Raw genomic sequence first — 16,769 nt, forward strand, 5'->3', positions numbered from 1 at the left:
AACGAGCACGCCGAATAAGAACCGAGCCGCGACGCAGAAATGCGAACGCAACCCAGCCCGAACCTGGGAAGTGGTGTTTCAGGGGATTGGCTGCCCCGGGGGCCGTCCGCGCTGATGCGTGTCCGGTGCTCCATGTCAGGCAACTCGAAGAACACTAGACCTCTGGGGTGGCCGAGTCAAGGCCCGCAAGCGAATTTTCGGCGACCTCCGCCGCCGGCAGGTGGAAGGCCAGGACGGCGACGTCGTCGTCGTGCTCCGAGGTCACGCCCATCGCCCGCAGCAGACGGGCGCAGATGACGTCGGGGGCACCGATCGCACCGGTCAGGGTGCGGGCCAGGAGGTCGAGGCCCTGGTCGATGTCCTCGTCGCGACGCTCGACCAGGCCGTCCGTATAGAGGACGCCGGTCGTGCCGGGGAGCAGGCGCAGGGTGTGGGAGACGTGCATGCCTCCCCCGGTGCCGAGCGGCGGGCCGTTCTGTTCCTCGCTGCGCAGGATGGTGCCGTCGGGGCAGCGCAGCAGGATCGGGAGGTGGCCGGCCGAGGCGTAGGAGAGGGTGCGGCGCTCCGGGTCCCAGACGGCGTAGGTGCAGGTGGCGATCTGGTTGGCGTCGATCTCCATGGCGAGGCCGTCGAGCAGGCGCATCACCTCGTGCGGTGGCAGGTCGAGGCGGGCGTAGGCGCGGACCGCGGTGCGCAGCTGGCCCATGACGGCCGCCGCCCGCAGGCCGCGGCCCATGACGTCGCCGATGACGAGTGCCGTGCGCCCGCCGTCGATGGCGATGACGTCGTACCAGTCGCCGCCGACGGCCGCCTCGGCGCCGCCGGGCTGGTAGGTGGCGGCGACCCGCAGGTCGGCCGGCTGGTCGAGCTTCTGCGGGAGCAGGCTGCGCTGGAGGGTGACGGCGGCCTCGCGCTGGCGTCGTTCGGCTTCGCGCAGACGGGCGGCGGCGAGGACCTGGTCGGTGACCTCGGCGGCGAAGATCAGGACACCGGCGGGCGGGCCCTCGGCGGGGGCGTCGGTGGTGTCGCCGGAGCCGAGCGGGACGCAGGAGACGTTGTAGTAGCGGTTGCCGGTGAGGCCGAGGATGCAGCGGGCCTTGACGCTGCGCGGGCGGCCTCCGCGGATGACCTGGTCCATCAGGGGCAGGACGCCCATGGACCCGAGTTCCGGGAGTGCCTCGCCCGCGGGCAGGCCGGTGGGGCGTTCGCCGAAGAGTTCGCGGTAGGCGCGGTTGGCGTAGCCGAGCTGGTGGAGCGGGCCGTAGGTGACGGCGACCGGGGCGGGGATGCGGTTGAGGACCTCGCGCAGGTTCTGGGGTTTGTGCGGGTCGAGGAGTTCGGAGGCGGCGGCGGTGGAGCCGGCCGGTTCGCGGGGGCTGGGCACGACGACGCCGTCGGCGGAGGGCACGCCCTCGTCGGTGCCGACCCCGCAAGTCGGGGTGGCACGCCAGGGGACTCCGGTGAGCCGGGCGCTCCAGCGCATCAGGTTCAAACGACGGCCGCTTCCTCGTTTTCCAGGCATATCATCACTTTTTGTGTACACGGCAGTACACGGGGTAATGACCAGGTCGGGCTGATCCTGTCAGGCAGAGGCCCGGTTTCGGAAGTCGCGCGCCCGGCGTGGCCGCCCGATCGGCTTCCGGGCCGCATCGGCGGGGGCGGTCAGCGGGGCGCATCCGGTCCGGCGTCGGACGGCCGTCCGGGCTTCGGGTCGAACCCCTCCTCGAAAGCCGAACGCGGGTGCTCCATCGCACCCAGCGAGACCACCTCGCGGGAGAACACCCCGCCCAGCACCCAGTCCATCAGCACCCGGACCCGGCGCTCCGCGGTCGGCAGCCGCCGTAGGTGCCTCGCCCGGTGCAGCCACCAGGCCCGTCGGCCGGTGAGCTTGCCTCCCCGCCGGGTGTGCGCGACGGCGCGGTGCGGGCCGAGCGAGGTCGAGCAGGCCGCGGGACCGGGCTCGTACGCCGCCAGGCCCGGTGCGTGCGGCCCGCCGTCCAGGGCGACCGCGATGTTGCGGGCGAGCAGCGCGGCCTCGGCGAAGGCGTGCTGGGCGTTGGGCGCGCAGGGGGCGCCGTGCGCGTTCGGATCCGGTACGGCCGCGCAGTCGCCGGCCGCCCAGACCCCGGGCAGGGCCCGCCCGTCCGGTCCCATCGCCTGCAGGGTGGACAGACAGCGGACCCGGCCGAGGGTGTCCAGCGGCAGGTCGGTGTCGCGCAGCAGCGGGGACGGCCGGACGCCCGCCGTCCAGACCAGGGTGCGGGCGCCGAAGCGGCTGCCGTCGGAGAGTGCGACGACCCGGTCGACGGCGGACTCCAGGGTGGTGCGCAGCCGGATGTCGACGCCGCGTTCGCGCAGCTCGCCGAGGGTGTGCTCGGCGAGTTCGGGCGACTCCTCGGCGAGGATCCGGTCGGTCGCCTCGACCAGCACCCAGTGCAGGTCCTCCGCGCGGACGTTGTGGTAGCCGCGCACGGCGGTGCGGACCATGTCCTCCAGCTCCGCGAGCGCCCCGACGCCCGCGTAGCCCGCGCCGACGAAGACGAAGGTGAGCGCGGCCTGGCGCAGCGCGGGATCGCGGGTGGCGGAGGCCAGGTCGAGCTGTTCCAGGACGTGGTTGCGCAGGCCGACCGCCTCGCCGACGGTGGAGAAGCCGAGGCCGTGCTCGGCGAGGCCCGGCACCGGTGCCGTCCGGGAGACCGATCCGGGGGCCACCACCAGGACGTCGTAGGGCAGTTCGATCGGCGCCGGGGGTTCGCCGGGGCTCGCGGCGTCGGCCAGGGCTCGGCGGGCGGCGTGCTCGATCCGGGTGATCCGGGCGGTGAGCACCCGGCAGTCGGGCAGGACCCGGCGCAGGGGGACGACCACGTGTCTCGGGTCGATCGAACCGGCCGCGACCTCGGCCAGCAGCGGGTGGTAGGTGAAGTAGGCCTGGGGCTCGACCACGGTGATCTCCACCTCGCCGCTCCGCAGCCGCTCCCGCAGGCCGCGCTGGAGGTGGAGTGCGGTGGCCGTACCGGCGCAGCCGCCGCCGGCGATCAGGATCCTGATGGTGCACCTCCTGCCGATGTGACGTTTCGTCCCGGCCTCGCGGCCGGGGGTGTCCCCCCATCACGCCCCCCTATGAAGGACCGGCGGAGGTGGTCTTGTCCACAGTCCGTACGGGGCTGGTTGCGTCGCGAGTGGCCGCCGTGGCCAGTTGTGCTTCCCGGGCGACTTTCTGACGCACTTTCGGCCGCGAAGAGCCGTGAACTATGGTCGGATTGTGTACCGGGGCGGCTGTCGCCATGACAATCGGCGGCGACGCACCGTGGAGCGGCCACTACGGCCAGTTCCAGCGTTGGCGTGAGAACCCGACTGGGGGACAGTCATCCGGGGAAGGGTAGTTCCCGGACAGGGCCCCGGGCGGTGCCGACGCGCCGAGCCGGACATGGACCCGGCCCGGCGGCACGAAACCGTGGTCACCGGAACGGGACGGGCGGCACGAGCGATGGTTCATCGGGTCATTTCTGACGGGCTGAGCTGCACCGGGGGGTGCAGGGGCGGGCGACGACAGGGTCCGGATTCGGACGCCTGCGGGGGAGAGTTGGGATGATGGAACAGGAGCAGGTGTTGGGGCGGGCGGGAGCACCGCAGGCCGGGCCGGGCACGGTGCCCGAGCAACGCGGCCCGGTGGACCTGTCGGTGCAGGCCGGGATGGCGCAAGTCGGGATGTTCCAGGGCGCCGCGCCGTACCGGACCGAGTCCGCGCAGGCCGTGCCGCCGGTGCCGGGGGCCCGGCTCCGGGTGGACGCCCGGCGGAATCTGGAGAGCGTGCTGCGGGCGGCCCGCGAGGTGTTCGGCGAGTTCGGCTACGGCGCGCCGATGGAGGAGGTCGCACGCCGGGCCGGGGTCGGCGTCGGCACCGTCTACCGGCGCTTCCCGAGCAAGGAGGTGCTGGTCCAGAGGATCGCCGCCGAGGAGGTGGCGTGGCTGACCGCGCAGGCGCGCGAGTCGCTGTACGGCGGCGACGGCGCCTGGGAGTCACTGGCCGGCTACCTGGCCCGCGCGGTGAGCAGCGGGGCCGGGCGGCTGCTGCCGCCGGAGGCGTTCCGCTACGCAGAGGAGCTGGGCCGGGTGCCCCAACAGCGGGTGCCGGAACCGCCTGCGGCGGTCCGCTTCGACCTGCGCGGTGAGGAGGCCCGGTCCGGCGGGGCGGTCGAGCCGTCGGCCGCCGACGCCGATCCCCGGCTGCTGCTCCAGCTGCTGGCCGCGCTGGTGGCGCGGGCCGGTGCGGCGGGCGAACTGCGGCCGGGTGTCACGGTGTCGGACGTGGTGCTGGTGCTGACCGCGTCGGTGCCGGTGCACGCGGCCCGCCCGTCGGTCTCGACGCCGGCGGCGGGCGGCTTCTCGCCGGTTGCTCCGCAGACGGACGGTCAGGCGCTCACCGGTCCCGCGGACCGACTGCTGCAGATCCTGCTGGACGGTCTGCGGGCGCGCTGACTTCCGGCGGCGGGTGTGGCCGCCACCCCTGGCGGGCAGGGCAGTTGGACGGATCACCGGCGCGCGGGGCAGGCGCGCGCCGGGTGCGGGTGTCGCGCGACCGGGCGCCGCACGCTGGGCGAACACATCCGCGACGGCCCCACGGAAGAGTGGGGAACGGCCGGTCCGGCTACCGCGCGTCCCTGCGCTATGCCATCCTTTGCCCGTGGTTGGAGCCAATGTCCGGATGCGCGCCCTTCGCGCGCCGTCGGCGCCGCACGCCGGGGAACCGTGCGCCTACGCACGTCCGCGCGCCCTGCCACACTACGGGGGCTGTCGTGGAATCTGGGGTCCGTTGTGAGCGCCGAGGAACAGAACGACTACGGGTACGGCCTCGACTTCGGAGGCCTCTCGGGTAGTACCGCCGAAGGGTCCGCCGCAGGCTCCGGCGGGCTCGGCGGTACGGGCGGGCTCGGCAGCCCGGGCGGGGCCGGCGGACCGGCCCAAGGCCCGGGCGCCGCAGCGGGTTCCGCGGCCGGACACGTCCCCGACCAGGCCGGGATGCCCAGCCGTGAGTCGCTCTCCGCATCGGCCGCCGCGCTGCCCTCCGGCCGGGTGCCCGGCCAGGCCCCGGCGGGCCGCGGCGGCGTCGCCCCCGAGGCGTTCGTCGGCGAGCAGTTCGGCGGCGGCCGGCCCGTGCGCCCGACCGTGCCCGCGCCCGCCGACCCGGTGGACGGTGAGCGCCCGCCCTCCGACGCCGAGTTGACCGCCCGGGTGCGGGCCGGCGACGACGCCGCGTACGAGGAGATCTACCGTCGGCACGCCGAATCGGTCCGCCGCTACGCGCGCACCTGCTGCCGGGACAACTTCACCGCCGAGGACCTCGCGGGTGAGGTCTTCGCCCGCACCCTGCAGGCGCTGCGGGCGGGCAAGGGACCGGAGTTCGCCGTCCGCGCCTACCTGCTGACCGCCGTGCGCAACGTCGCCACCGCCTGGCACCGCAGCGAACGGCGCGAGCAACTCGTGGACGACTTCGCCGTCTTCGCGCAGACCTCGGCCGCCGTGGCCGACCCCGACCTGGCCGACCCGGGCGCCGACGCCTGGGCGATGGCGATGGCCGACCAGCGGATGGTCATGCAGGCCTACGCCGAACTGCCCGAGGACGACCGGGTGGTGCTCTGGCACACCGAGGTCGAGCGGGAGTCCCCCAAGACCGTCGCGGTGATGCTCGGCAAGACCGCCAACGCCACCGCCGTCCAGGCCCACCGGGCCCGTGACCGGCTCGCCGCCGCGTTCCTGCAGGCACACGTCTCCGGCAGCCAGGACCGGGCGTGCGAGGGGTACGCCAACCGGCTCGGCGCGTACGCGCGCGGCTCGCTGCGCAAGCGGGCCTCGGCGGAGGTCGGACGGCACCTCAAGGAGTGCGACCGCTGCACGGCGGCCTGCCTGGAACTGACCGAGATCAACACCGGCCTGCGCGCGCTGCTGCCCGGCGGCGTGCTCGTCTGGGTCGGGGTCGGCGGGTTCGGTGCCGCCGCGGCCGCCGTCGGCGGTGTCGCCGCAGTCGGCGGGGCGGCGGCGGGGACGGCGGCGGCGACCGCCGGGTCCTCGGGCGCGGCGGCCGGCTCGGCTGCGGGCGGTACGGCAGGTGCGGCCGGGTCCGTCGGTGCCGCGGGCTCGGGCGGTGCCGCGGGCGGAGGGGCCGCGGGGGCCGGTGCGGCCTCCGGCGGGCACGCGGCCGCCCTGGCCGGCGAGGGCCTGGGCGCGGCCGCCAAGGCCGGGATCGCCGCCGCCGTCGCGGTGGCTGCGGCCGCCGTCGCCGCCTACGCGCTGACCGGTTCGTCCGAGCCGACTCCCCCGGCGGCCGCTCCCCCCGCCGTCAGTGCCCCGCCCGCGCCTTCCCCGGCGGCCCCGTCCCCGGCGGCTCCCCCTCCGGCAGCGGCGCCCCCCGCGCCCGCCCCGGCACCCGCGCCCAGCAGCGCCGCGCCGGCCCCGGAGCAGCCCGCGCCGAGCCCCAGTGCGCAGCCGCCCGTCAAACCCGCTCCGGTACCGCCCGCGGCCAAGGCGCCGAAGCCCGCCCCGGCCGCGCCCAGCAGCCCGGCGGCCCCGAAGCCGACCTTCGTGCCCCCGGTCATGCCCGCGCCGACCCTGCCGCCGGTGCCCGTGCCCGAGCCGCCCGTCGTCCCGACGCCCACCCCGCCGCGGGTGCCGACCCCGACCGTCACACCGCCCACCCCGCCGCTGCCCACCGACTTCTGGGCCGACGCGCTGCCCGTGATCAAGCCCGGCCACAACCGGGTGCCGCCGCCCCAGCCGAGCATCCGGCGGAAGGGCAGCGACAACTTCTGGCAGCGCGTCGGCGGCTGGATCGGCGGTGACCACCACGCGCACGTCCTCACCGTGCGCGCCCCGGCGACCACCCTGATCGACCTCAACCGCAGCTGCACGTCCTTCGACGCGGTGGCCGGAGTGGACGACGCCACGCTCTCGCCCGGCGGGGTGGTCTTCTCCGTCGAGGGCGGCGACGGCCGCACCCTGTGGCGTTCCCGGGCGCTCGCCGTCGGTGACGACGCCGTGCCGGTGCACGTGCCGCTGGCCGGGCAGAAGTCGATCCGGCTGGTGGTCACGCCGGCGAACGGGATCTGGTCGGCGCTGAACGTCGCGGACTGGGCCGAGGCCCGCTTCCGGTGCTCCTGAGGCAGGTGCACCGGAAGCGGGCCCCGGGCTCCGGGCCGTCGGGGCCCGGAGGGGGTCAGATGGCGCAGGCGCCGTCCGCGCAGGCCTCCCCGGCCGGGGCGACCTGCACCGGGGCGGGCCGGCGCTCGCCGATCTCGGTGGCGACCTGGTCCAGCACCTTGCGGAAGGTCTCGGCGTCCTGCCCGCCCTGGACCGCCCACTTGCCCTCGAACACGAAGGTGGGAACGGCGGAGATCCCCAGCTCCCGGCCCTCGGCCAGCTGGGCGTCGACCTCGGCGGTGCCCTCGTCGCCCGCCAGGTAGGCGGTCACCCGCTCCCGGTCCAGGCCCACCGCCACGGCGACGTCGGCCAGCGCGGCGCGGTCGCCGACGTCGACGCCGTCGGTGAAGTGCGCCTTGAGCAGCGCCTCCTTCAGCCGGCCCTGGGCCTCAGGGCCGTACTCGGACTCGGCGAGGTGCAGCAGGCGGTGGCCGAGGAAGGTGTTGGCGTGCAGCGCGGCGTCGAAGTCGTACGCGATGCCCTCGGCGAGGCCCAGCTCGGCCACCCGGGCGTCCATCGCCACCGACTGCGGCCCGTAGCGCTCGGCCAGCCAGGCGCGGTGCGGGCTCGCCGTCGCGGGGGCGTCCGGGACCAGCTGGTACGGGCGGTAGACGACCTCGACCTGCTCCTTGCCCGGGAAGTCCGCGAGGGCCTGCTCGAAGCGGCGCTTGCCGATGTAGCACCAGGGGCAGGCGATGTCGGACCAGATCTCGACCTTCATGCGGGGTCTCCAGGGGGCGTCTTGTCAGATGTGTACGAGATGGGTGAACGATGAACCATCTCGGTACATTCCCGACAACTCCCTGACCTGCCGGTTCAGCCGGCCGGCGGCGCCGGGACCACCAGCACCGGGCACGCCGCGTGGTGCACCATCGCCGAACTCACCGACCCCAGCAGCAGCCGGGCGAACCCGCCGTTGCCCCGGGTGCCGACCACCATCGTGTGCTGCCGGGGCGCCGCCTCCAGCAGCACCTCGATGACGTTGCCCAGCACCACGTGCAGCGACATCTCCCCGGCGTACGGCGTCGGGCGCTGCCGCTGGACGGCGACCACCGAGCGGCGCAGCCCGTCCGCGGTGCTCTCGACCAGCGTCTCCACGCTCTCCTGCACCAGCTCCGCCATCCCCGGCGGATAGCCGGCCGGCGCCGGGTTCACCACGGCCAGCACGTACAGCGGCAGGCCGAACAGCTCCGCCTCCGTCATCGCCCGGTCCAGCGCCCACAGCGACCCGTCCGACCCGTCGCACGCCGCCAGCACCCCGGCCGGGCGGCCGGCCGGCGGCCGCCCGAGCACCGACAGCACCACGGGCACGTCCCGCCCCGCGCTCCCACCGGCCACCGCACACCCTCCTCGCCCCGGATCCACAACCCCGCCATCATGGGCGCCCGGACGACGCCGCCGCCGCAACCGCGCCGAGAGAAGGGGGCGGGTCGGTGGGTGCGGCCCGGTCGACGGGCGGAGGAGCGCGGAGGCGGCCCACCGCGCGGCACGGCCGTCCTGCGTCGGGTCAGGGGGTGAGGGCGGGGGGCTGGGGGTGCGGGAGGCCGGTCCAGCAGGCGCCGTGGCGGCGGGCGCGGACGCGGCGCAGCCAGAGTTCGGCGGAGACGAGCTCGGCCAGGCCGGCGAGCGCACCGGGGGAGATCGGGGAGGCGGGGTCCGCGGAGTCGGCGAGGCCGGCGCGGACGGCGGGGAGGTCGATGAGGCCGGCTTCGGCGAGGAGGGGGGCGTCGAAGAGTTCGGCGAGGCCGTCGGCGGCCAGGCGCAGTCCGGCGCGGGCGGGGGCGGTGCGGTCGGGGCGGGGGCCGCGGCCCCAGTCGGGGGGCAGGTCGGTGCGGCCGGCACCGGTGAGGACGGCGTGCAGGAGGGCGTGCCGGGCGCCGGGCTGGAGGCGGACGTCGTCGGGGAGGAGACGGGCGGCGCGGACGACCTGGTTGTCGAGGAAGGGCGCGTGCAGCCGTTGGCCGGGCTGTTCGGCAGCGTGCACGAGGGTGCGGAAGGAGCGTGCCTGCCGGTAGAGGGCGTGCCGGGCGCGGTGCGCGCCGGGGCGTTCGTCGGGCGCCGGTTTGCGCGCCGCCAGGCGGAGCCGCAGGGCCACGGAGGAGAGCGCCTCGTCGGAGAGCCAGCGGGCGGCCGGCCCGGGCACGCACCAGGCGAGGTCGACGGCCGAGCGGCTCCCCGCCGTCCCGCCGCCGTCCGGGACGTGGCGGGCGGTCAGTTTGGCGGCGGCCTCGTCCAGCGCCTCGGCGTAGCCGACCCGGGAGAGCCGGTGGGCGGCCCGGACCACGGTGAGCGGTGTGCGCAGCGCTCCGGTCAGGACGCCCGCGACGGCCCGGTCGGCCCCGGCCAGCGCGGCGACCGGGGGCAGGAGTTCGCGCGGGCGGCCGGCCCGGATGAGGTCGGCGAGGCGGGCCGGGTGGCCGTCGAGGACCTGGCGGGCCCCGTAGCCGGTGAGATGGTCGGTGCCGCCGGCGTCGAAGCGGGCCTCGGCGCGGGCGGCGGCGACGAGTTCGGGCCCGGGCTCGTCGGTGAGCCGGCCGGCCTGCGGGTCGGTGCGCAGCCCGGCGTACGGGAGGGTGTCGGGGCCGGGGTCGAGCACGGTGTGCCGCAGTCGCGGGGTGTCGGGGGCGAGTGCGAGGGTGGCCGGCGGCTCGGTCTCGCCGAGCGTGACGGCGGCCAACTGCTCGGGCGCGGCGGGCTCCGGGGCGGCGGCCCGGGCCCAGGAACCCTTGACCGCGCCGTTCCTGACCCCCGGTGCGACTCCGGGAAGCCCCGCGGCCCCCGCGGCCCCCGGTGCCCTCGGGGCCGGGACGGTCGCCGCGGGCACCGGCGGCAGCGGTACGGCGGCGGCGAGCAGCGCGACGGTGGCGGAGGCGGTGCCGTACGAGAGGTCGACGCCGAGCCGGGCCCGCCCGGCGGGGTCGAGGACCGGCGCGGTGGTGCGGACCCGGGAGCGGACGGATTCCAGCAGGGCGCGGGTGAGTTCGCGGACGGCGGGCGCCTCGTCGCGGGGCTGCTCGGCGGAGACCGGGTCGTCGTAGCCGGACAGGTACGGGCGGCCGCCGCGGATCCCGAGCACGTGGCCGGGCGGCACTTGCTGGACGCCCAGGTACGGCGTTCCGGTGCCGAGTGCCTCGGGGGACTCGGGGCAGGCGAGCCGGGCGGCGAGGTGGCCGGTGTCCAGGGCGGCGCCGACCAGGTCGGCCAGCGGGAGGGCGGCGGTGGCGTACGCCGTGCCGCCGGCCCAGGGGGTGTGGAAGACCGGCTGGGCGCCGGCGAGGTCGGTGAGCAGCAGGGTGGAGCGGGTGCCGGCGCGCAGCACGACGGTGTAGCTGCCGGGCCAGGCGGTGAGGTGGCGGACCGCGCCGCCGCGGGCGCCCGCGAGGCCGGCGGCGAGCTCGGCGTCGGTGGCGCCGCAGTGGCCGAGGACGGCGAGCCGGGTGGTGGCGGGGGTGTCCTCGACGGGGTCGGGGGCGGTGGGGCCGGTGCTGACCGCGGCGGGGGCGCCGGGGCGGAGGGTGACCAGGCGGATCTCCTCGGGGCGCCAGTCGCCGACGGCCCAGAGCGGGTCGGGTCCGGTCCACAGCGGGCGCGCGGCGATCGGCGCGACCGTGCCGGGCGTCCCGTGCGCGGGCGTGCCCGCCCGGGGCCCGCCCGTGCACCAGCCCGTCAGCCACCGCATCGCGCCTCCACCGGACGAGGACCTGCATCCGCGCGGCGTGCCGGACGCCGGGTGGGTGTGCCGTGGCGGCCCGTGCGCGTCCCGACGTGCCCCCGCAGCTCGATGCGCCGTCAGGGACATCGTGCCACCGCTCGGCGTCGCTGTGGCCGGTGTTGCGGGTTCCGCTTCGGTGGCGGCCTTTCGGCGGCGGGACGGAACCGGGGCCGAACTCCCCGCGGCGGCGGGACGGAACGGGGGCGGAGCGCCCTCACGGCGGCGGGGTGGGGCCGGGCGGGCCGGGCCTCCCCCTCCTTGGCCCGGACCGCCCGCGGGCCGCCTTGGCATGGGCATCGCGAGATGGCCGAAAGGCGTCGCCCAGCCCGGGAGGGCATCCGCATGCCCTCCCGGACTTCACCGCCGCCCGCGGGGATTGAGGCGGCGGCATCCCCCGGCCCGCCGGGTCCTCGACGGCGGGCCGACCCACGACCACCAGCGAATCGCCGACCAGCCGGTGCGGCCAGGGGGCACGGCCGGGCGCACGTGAACACGGGACCGGAGCACGGCGCTCCGGCGCGCGGCGCGATCGGCCGGATCCGAGTGGTCCGGACCAACCCCCGTGCGGCGCCGCCGAGTGCGCGATCCCGCCATCCGGAATGCGACCTCTTAACCGTCGGAACGCGTCCGACTACTCTAGGTACAGCAGCTACGGCCCGGTGCCGCCCGGGCCCCGCGCACAAGGCCGCAGGAGGTGCCGCCGCCACCATGACCGTCAGCCCACGTGGACCGAACGAACGGCTCGGCACGCTCCTGACCCTCGCCCAGATCAGCAACGCCGGACTGGCCCGCCGGGTCAACGACCTGGGCGCCCAGCGGGGGTTGACCCTGCGGTACGACAAGACCTCGGTGGCCCGGTGGGTCAGCAAGGGCATGGTCCCGCAGGGGCCCGTCCCGCACCTGATCGCCACCGCGATCGGCGGCAAGCTCGGCCGGCCCGTCCCGCTGGAGGAGATCGGCCTGGGCGACACCGACCCGGCGCCCGAACTCGGCCTGGCCTTCCCGCGCGACGTCGCCGAGGCCGTCCGCTCCGCCACCGACCTGTGGCGGGTCGACCTCGACCTGCGCCGGGGCCCCGGCGGCGGCCGGTGGAGCGACAGCCTGGCCGGCACCTTCTCGGTCGCCGCCTACGCGACGCCCGTCTCCCGCTGGCTGATCACCCCGGCGGACGGCTCGGTGGCCCGCGAGGTGCCGCGCTCCCCCAGCGACACGTCCTCCTACCGGGTCGGCCACTCGGACGCCGCCAAGCTCCGCGAGGCCGCCCAGGAGGCCCGCCGCTGGGACTCCAAGTACGGCGGCGGGGACTGGCGTTCGTCGATGGTGCCGGAGTGCCTGCGGGTGGAGGCGGCGCCGCTGCTGCTGGCCTCGTACAGCGACGCGGTCGGCCGGGCGCTGTTCGGGGCGACGGCCGAACTGACCAGGCTGGCCGGGTGGATGGCCTTCGACACCGGGCAGCACGAGGCCGCCCAGCGGTACTACATCCAGGCCCTGCGGCTCGCCCGGGCCGCCGCCGACGTGCCGCTCGGCGGCTACGTGCTGGCCTCGATGAGCCTGCAGGCCGGCTACCGGGGCTTCGCCGAGGAGGCGGTGGACCTGGCGCAGGCCGCCCTGGAGCGCAACCGGGGCCTGGCCACCGCCCGCACCATGAGCTTCTTCCACCTGGTGGAGGCGCGAGCCCAGGCCAAGGCCCGCAACGCGGCGGCGTGTGCGACGGCGCTCGGGGCGGCGGAGAGCGCACTCGAACGAGCGCGCGCCGGGGATCCCGATCCGGCGTGGATCGACTTCTACGCCTACGACCGGCTCGCCGCCGACGCCGCCGAGTGCTTCCGCGACCTCGGAGTGCCCTCCAAGGTGCGGCAGTTCACCCGCGAGGCACTGGCCAAGCCCACCGAAGGCTTCGTCCGCTCGCACGGCCTGCGGCTGGTGGTCTCGGCGATGGCCGAGGCGGAGGCGGGCAACCTGGACGCCGCGGTCGCCGCCGGCGAACGCGCCGTCGAGGTGGCCGGCCGGATCTCCTCGCAGCGCAGCCGGGAGTACGTGGTGGAGATGCTGCGGCGCCTGGAGCCGTTCCAGGGCGAGCGCCGGGTGCGGGAGCTGACCGAGCGGGCGCGGGCGGTGATCGTCGCTCCGGCTTGAGGGGCGCCGGGCGGGCCCGCCACCGCGCCGGGCGGGCCGGCCACTGCACCGGGCGGGCCGGCCACTGCACCGGCTGATTCCTGACGGTAAATGAGGTGCGCCTGCGAGAGGGGCCTGGCTAAGGTCTCTCTCGTCCAGGTGCGCAGGCAGAGGTTACTTCCAACTCCCAATTGGGCAGGTCGCGGGTTCGAATCCCGTCATCGGCTTCGGGCCGGTGTAGCTCAGTGGCCAGAGCAGCTTCGTCACCTCAGCCGTCCTCGAACTCTGGACACCCATACGTGAATAGTTCGTCCGCACCTCCCGGTGCGACGGCAGCGGTTACTTCGGTCGAGTGCCCCCCGTGGGCGCGGTGAAGCTGAGTTCCATCGACCGCGGCCACCTTTGATCTCGGGAGGCAGTGCGCTTCGGAGTGCCCGGTGCGCAGGCGGGGGTTACTTCGGATCTTGTGGTTCCGGGTTCGAGTCCCGGGCGTGCCGTGCGCGAGCGCGGGCGCTAGCTCAAATGGGTAGAGCACAAGGCATACAAACCTCCGCCGACGTCGGCCGTCCTCGCGACGGTCGGCACGATCTCGGGCACCCCGGACGCAGCACGCCTCCCTCCCACTGACACCGACACGCCGAGGGGGGCTGTCCCATGTCCAGGTTCAACATTCGTAGGGCGAAGGCGGGCCCGAGCTCGCCGGTGGCCACGACCGGACGGCTCACCCGCAACCACAACGGCGGCACCGGCCACGTCCGGGACGCCCGGTCCGAGCTGTTCCTGCTCGCGGTGGCCGACATGGTCGGCAAGGACACCTACTACGAGCGCGGCGGCGAGCGCGACGACCGCTACACCGCGCTGGTGCGCGAACTCGCCGTCTCCGATCCCGAGTGGACCGTCGGGCTGCTGCACTGGCTGCGCTACGGCGCCCACATGCGCACCGCCGCCCTGGTCGGCGCCGCCGAGTTCACCCGGGCCCGGCTCGACGCGGGTGCCCACGGGCACTCCCGGCAGGCCGTCGCGGCGGTGCTGCGGCGCGCCGACGAGCCCGGGGAGCTGCTCGCCTACTGGACCTCGCGCTACGGCCGGGCGCTGCCCAAGCCGCTCAAGCGCGGTGTCGCGGACGGTGTCCGGCGCCTCTACGACGCCCGCTCGCTGCTCAAGTACGACACGGCGGGCAAGGGTTACCGCTTCGGTGACGTGATCGAGCTGACCCACCCCTCGCCGGACCCGGACAAGCCCTGGCAGGGCGCCCTGTTCGCGTACGCGCTGGACCGCCGGCACCGGCCGGACGAGGCCGTCCCGCCCGTGTCCGAGCCGCTGCTGACCGCCAACCGCGAGCTGCTCGCGCTGCCCGTCGAGGAGCGGCGGGCAGCAGTGACCGCCGAGGACGGCGCCGAGCGGCTGGCCGCCGCCGGGCTGACCTGGGAGGCGCTGGCCGGCTGGCTGCAGGGGCCGCTGGACGCACCGGTCTGGGAGGCGGTCATCCCGTCGATGGGGCCGATGGCGCTGGTGCGGAACCTGCGCAACTTCGACCAGGCGGGGGTGTCGGACACGGTCGCGGCCGATGTGGCCCGGCGGATCTCCGACAAGGGCGAGGTGCGGCGCTCGCGCCAGTTCCCGTTCCGCTACCTGTCCGCGCACCGGCACGCGCCCTCGCTGCGCTGGGGGCACGCGCTGGAGACCGCGCTCGGCCACTCGCTGGCCAACGTGCCGGAGCTGCCGGGCCGGACGCTGGTCCTGGTGGACCGCTCGGGCTCGATGTTCGACCGTTCCGGCGGCCCGACCGAGCTCAACCGGGCCGACTCGGCGGCGATCTTCGGCACCGCGCTGAAGGTCCGTGCCGCCGACGCGGACCTGGTCGAGTTCGGCACCACCAGCCGGGTGGTCGGGGTCGGCCGGGGCGAGGCGGTGCTGCGGGTGCTGGATCGTTTCTCCAGCCTCGGCGGCACCAACACCGCCGACGCCGTGCGCGCCCACTACCGCGGCCACGACCGGGTGGTGATCGTCACCGACGAGCAGACCGGCCCGAACCACTGGGGCGGCGACCCCCTCGCCGCCGTCCCCGCCCACGTCCCCGTCTACACCTGGAACCTGGCCGGCTACGCGCCGGCCCACGGCCCCAGCGGCGGCGCCCACCGCCACACCTTCGGCGGCCTGAGCGACGCCGCCTTCCGCCTCATCCCGCTCCTGGAGGCCGGGGCGAACGCCCACTGGCCCTGGGAGGAGTGAGGGGGCCGGCGGCCCGCGCGGTCGCCGGCCGTCCCGCAGCACCGGTCGTGGGGGCCGGGGCTGCGGGACGGGACCGCACCGGGCACCCGGCGGGGCCGTGCCCGGCATCGGGCACCGCCGGGGGCGGGCGGCCGGGAAGGGATCCACGGGGGTGGTTCCTTCCCGGCCGCCCGCCGTTCCCGCGCGGGCCGTTCGCACTCTCGACCCGGCCCGGCCGCCGTGGCAGCATCGGCGGCGGTGGGGGCGGGCCGGGCGAGGCGAGGAGCCTGTGGTGGCGGACGAGATCGATGTGCTGGTGGTGGGCGGCGGGATCGTCGGGCTGGCCACGGCGTACGCGCTGACCGGGGCGCGGCCGGGGCTGCGGGTCGCGGTGCTGGAGAAGGAGACCGGCTTCGCGGCGCACCAGACCGGGCGCAACAGCGGGGTGATCCACAGCGGCGTCTACTACAAACCGGGTTCGTACAAGGCCCGGTTCGCCGTCGAGGGCGCCGCCGAGCTGGTGGCGTTCTGCCGCGAGCAGGGCATCCCGTACGAGGTGACCGGCAAGCTGATCGTGGCCACCGGCGCCGCCGAGCTGCCCCGGCTGGCGGCCCTGGCGGAGCGCGGACGGGCCAACGGCATCCCGGTCACCGAGCTGGACCGGGCCGGGATCGCCCGGTACGAGCCGGAGGTGTCCGGGCTCGCCGGGCTGCACGTCGGCACCACCGGCATCTGCGACTTCCCGGCCGTCGCCACCGCCTACGCCCGGCTGGCCCGGGAGGCCGGGGCCGAGCTGCGGCCCGGCAGCGAGGTCCGGACGGTGGCGCGGCGCAGGGACGGGGTGACGGTGGGCACCGCCACCGGCGAGCTGCGGTGCCGGGTACTGGTGAACTGCGCCGGGCTGCACAGCGACCGGATCGCCCGGATGGCCGGGGACGAGACCGGGGTGCGGATCGTGCCGTTCCGCGGCGAGTACTACGAACTGGCCGAGCACCGGAGGGACTTGGTGCGCGGCCTGGTCTACCCGGTGCCCGAGCCGGCGTTCCCGTTCCTCGGCGTGCACCTCACCCGGGGGATCCACGGGGACGTCCACGTCGGCCCGAACGCGGTGCCCGCACTGGCCCGCGAGGGCTACGACTGGCGCACCGTCCGCCCGCGCGACCTGGCCGGGACCCTGGCCTTCCCCGGCACCTGGCGGATCGCCCGCCGGCACTGGCGGTACGAGCTGGGCGAGCTGCACCGCTCGCTGTCCAAGCGGGCGTTCACCACGGCCGTCCGACGGCTGCTGCCCGCCGTCTCCGCCGAGGACCTGGTGTCGGCCGCCGCCGGGGTGCGGGCCCAGGCGGTGGCCCGGGACGGCTCGCTGCTGGACGACTTCGCCTTCGCCGGCTTCGACCCGCAGGACCCGCGCTCCCCGCGCCGCGCGGTGCACGTGCTGAACGCGCCCTCCCCGGCCGCGACGGCCTCGCTGCCGATCGGCCGGGAGGTGGCCCGGCGGGCCCTGGCCGCGCTGGAGGCGGGCGGATGAGCCCCGTCA

At 76.1% G+C, this 16,769-nt stretch carries 9 protein-coding genes and 1 pseudogene; 5 read left to right on the forward strand and 5 right to left on the reverse strand.

Features of this window, described 5'->3' with window-relative positions:
- Nucleotides 1-169: 169 nt before the first annotated feature.
- Nucleotides 170-1,492, reverse strand: a pseudogene (locus ACIGG8_RS36450) (SpoIIE family protein phosphatase); the annotation flags it as partial.
- A gap of 170 nt (nt 1,493-1,662) precedes the next feature.
- Complete coding sequence (locus tag ACIGG8_RS36455) at nt 1,663-3,066, reverse strand: NAD(P)/FAD-dependent oxidoreductase (RefSeq protein WP_396552941.1); 1,404 nt, start codon at nt 3,064-3,066, stop codon at nt 1,663-1,665.
- 522 nt (nt 3,067-3,588) lie between these two features.
- Here ACIGG8_RS36455 and ACIGG8_RS36460 point away from each other — a divergent pair.
- Together ACIGG8_RS36460 and ACIGG8_RS36465 are read left to right on the forward strand one after the other, a co-directional pair.
- Nucleotides 3,589-4,479, forward strand: coding sequence for a TetR/AcrR family transcriptional regulator (locus tag ACIGG8_RS36460; protein WP_396552907.1), 891 nt, complete (start codon nt 3,589-3,591; stop codon nt 4,477-4,479).
- A 336-nt stretch (nt 4,480-4,815) separates the two neighbouring features.
- On the forward strand, nt 4,816-7,155 hold the full coding sequence (locus ACIGG8_RS36465) for a sigma-70 family RNA polymerase sigma factor (protein WP_396552908.1): 2,340 nt from the start codon (nt 4,816-4,818) through the stop codon (nt 7,153-7,155).
- Between the two features lie 55 nt (nt 7,156-7,210).
- Here the strand turns inward: ACIGG8_RS36465 and ACIGG8_RS36470 are convergent, their stop codons facing one another.
- The 3 genes from ACIGG8_RS36470 to ACIGG8_RS36480 form a co-directional block, all read right to left on the reverse strand.
- On the reverse strand, nt 7,211-7,915 hold the full coding sequence (locus tag ACIGG8_RS36470; RefSeq protein ID WP_396552909.1) for a DsbA family oxidoreductase: 705 nt from the start codon (nt 7,913-7,915) through the stop codon (nt 7,211-7,213).
- Nucleotides 7,916-8,010: 95 nt separating this feature from the next.
- Nucleotides 8,011-8,532 (reverse strand): universal stress protein, encoded by a 522-nt coding sequence (locus tag ACIGG8_RS36475; protein ID WP_396552910.1) that lies wholly within the window; start codon nt 8,530-8,532, stop codon nt 8,011-8,013.
- A 169-nt stretch (nt 8,533-8,701) separates the two neighbouring features.
- A complete protein-coding gene (locus ACIGG8_RS36480) occupies nt 8,702-10,873 on the reverse strand; it encodes an asparagine synthase-related protein (protein ID WP_396552911.1) in 2,172 nt (723 codons plus the stop codon).
- Nucleotides 10,874-11,614: 741 nt separating this feature from the next.
- Between ACIGG8_RS36480 and ACIGG8_RS36485 the strand changes: the two genes are divergently transcribed.
- The 3 genes from ACIGG8_RS36485 (at nt 11,615) to lhgO (ending at nt 16,760) form a co-directional block, all read left to right on the forward strand.
- Nucleotides 11,615-13,042: an MFS transporter gene (locus ACIGG8_RS36485; protein ID WP_350525373.1), complete on the forward strand. Its 1,428-nt coding sequence runs from the start codon at nt 11,615-11,617 to the stop codon at nt 13,040-13,042.
- A 633-nt stretch (nt 13,043-13,675) separates the two neighbouring features.
- A complete protein-coding gene (locus ACIGG8_RS36490; protein WP_396552912.1) occupies nt 13,676-15,253 on the forward strand; it encodes a TROVE domain-containing protein in 1,578 nt (525 codons plus the stop codon).
- 268 nt (nt 15,254-15,521) lie between these two features.
- Nucleotides 15,522-16,760, forward strand: a complete 1,239-nt coding sequence (gene lhgO / locus ACIGG8_RS36495; RefSeq protein ID WP_396552913.1) for an L-2-hydroxyglutarate oxidase — start codon at nt 15,522-15,524, stop codon at nt 16,758-16,760.
- Nucleotides 16,761-16,769 lie beyond the last annotated feature (9 nt).

This window comes from Kitasatospora sp. NPDC085464 (assembly GCF_044541955.1).
Taxonomy (GTDB): Bacteria; Actinomycetota; Actinomycetes; order Streptomycetales; family Streptomycetaceae; genus Kitasatospora.

Excerpts from the sequence above, each read along its gene's own strand:
- ACIGG8_RS36480 (WP_396552911.1), bottom strand. The coding sequence starts at position 10,873 with ATGCGGTGGCTGACGGGCTGGTGCACGGGCGGGCCCCGGGCGGGCACG.
- ACIGG8_RS36485 (WP_350525373.1), top strand. The coding sequence starts at position 11,615 with ATGACCGTCAGCCCACGTGGACCGAACGAACGGCTCGGCACGCTCCTG.
- ACIGG8_RS36470 (WP_396552909.1), bottom strand. The coding sequence starts at position 7,915 with ATGAAGGTCGAGATCTGGTCCGACATCGCCTGCCCCTGGTGCTACATC.
- ACIGG8_RS36490 (WP_396552912.1), top strand. The coding sequence starts at position 13,676 with ATGTCCAGGTTCAACATTCGTAGGGCGAAGGCGGGCCCGAGCTCGCCG.
- ACIGG8_RS36460 (WP_396552907.1), top strand. The coding sequence starts at position 3,589 with ATGATGGAACAGGAGCAGGTGTTGGGGCGGGCGGGAGCACCGCAGGCC.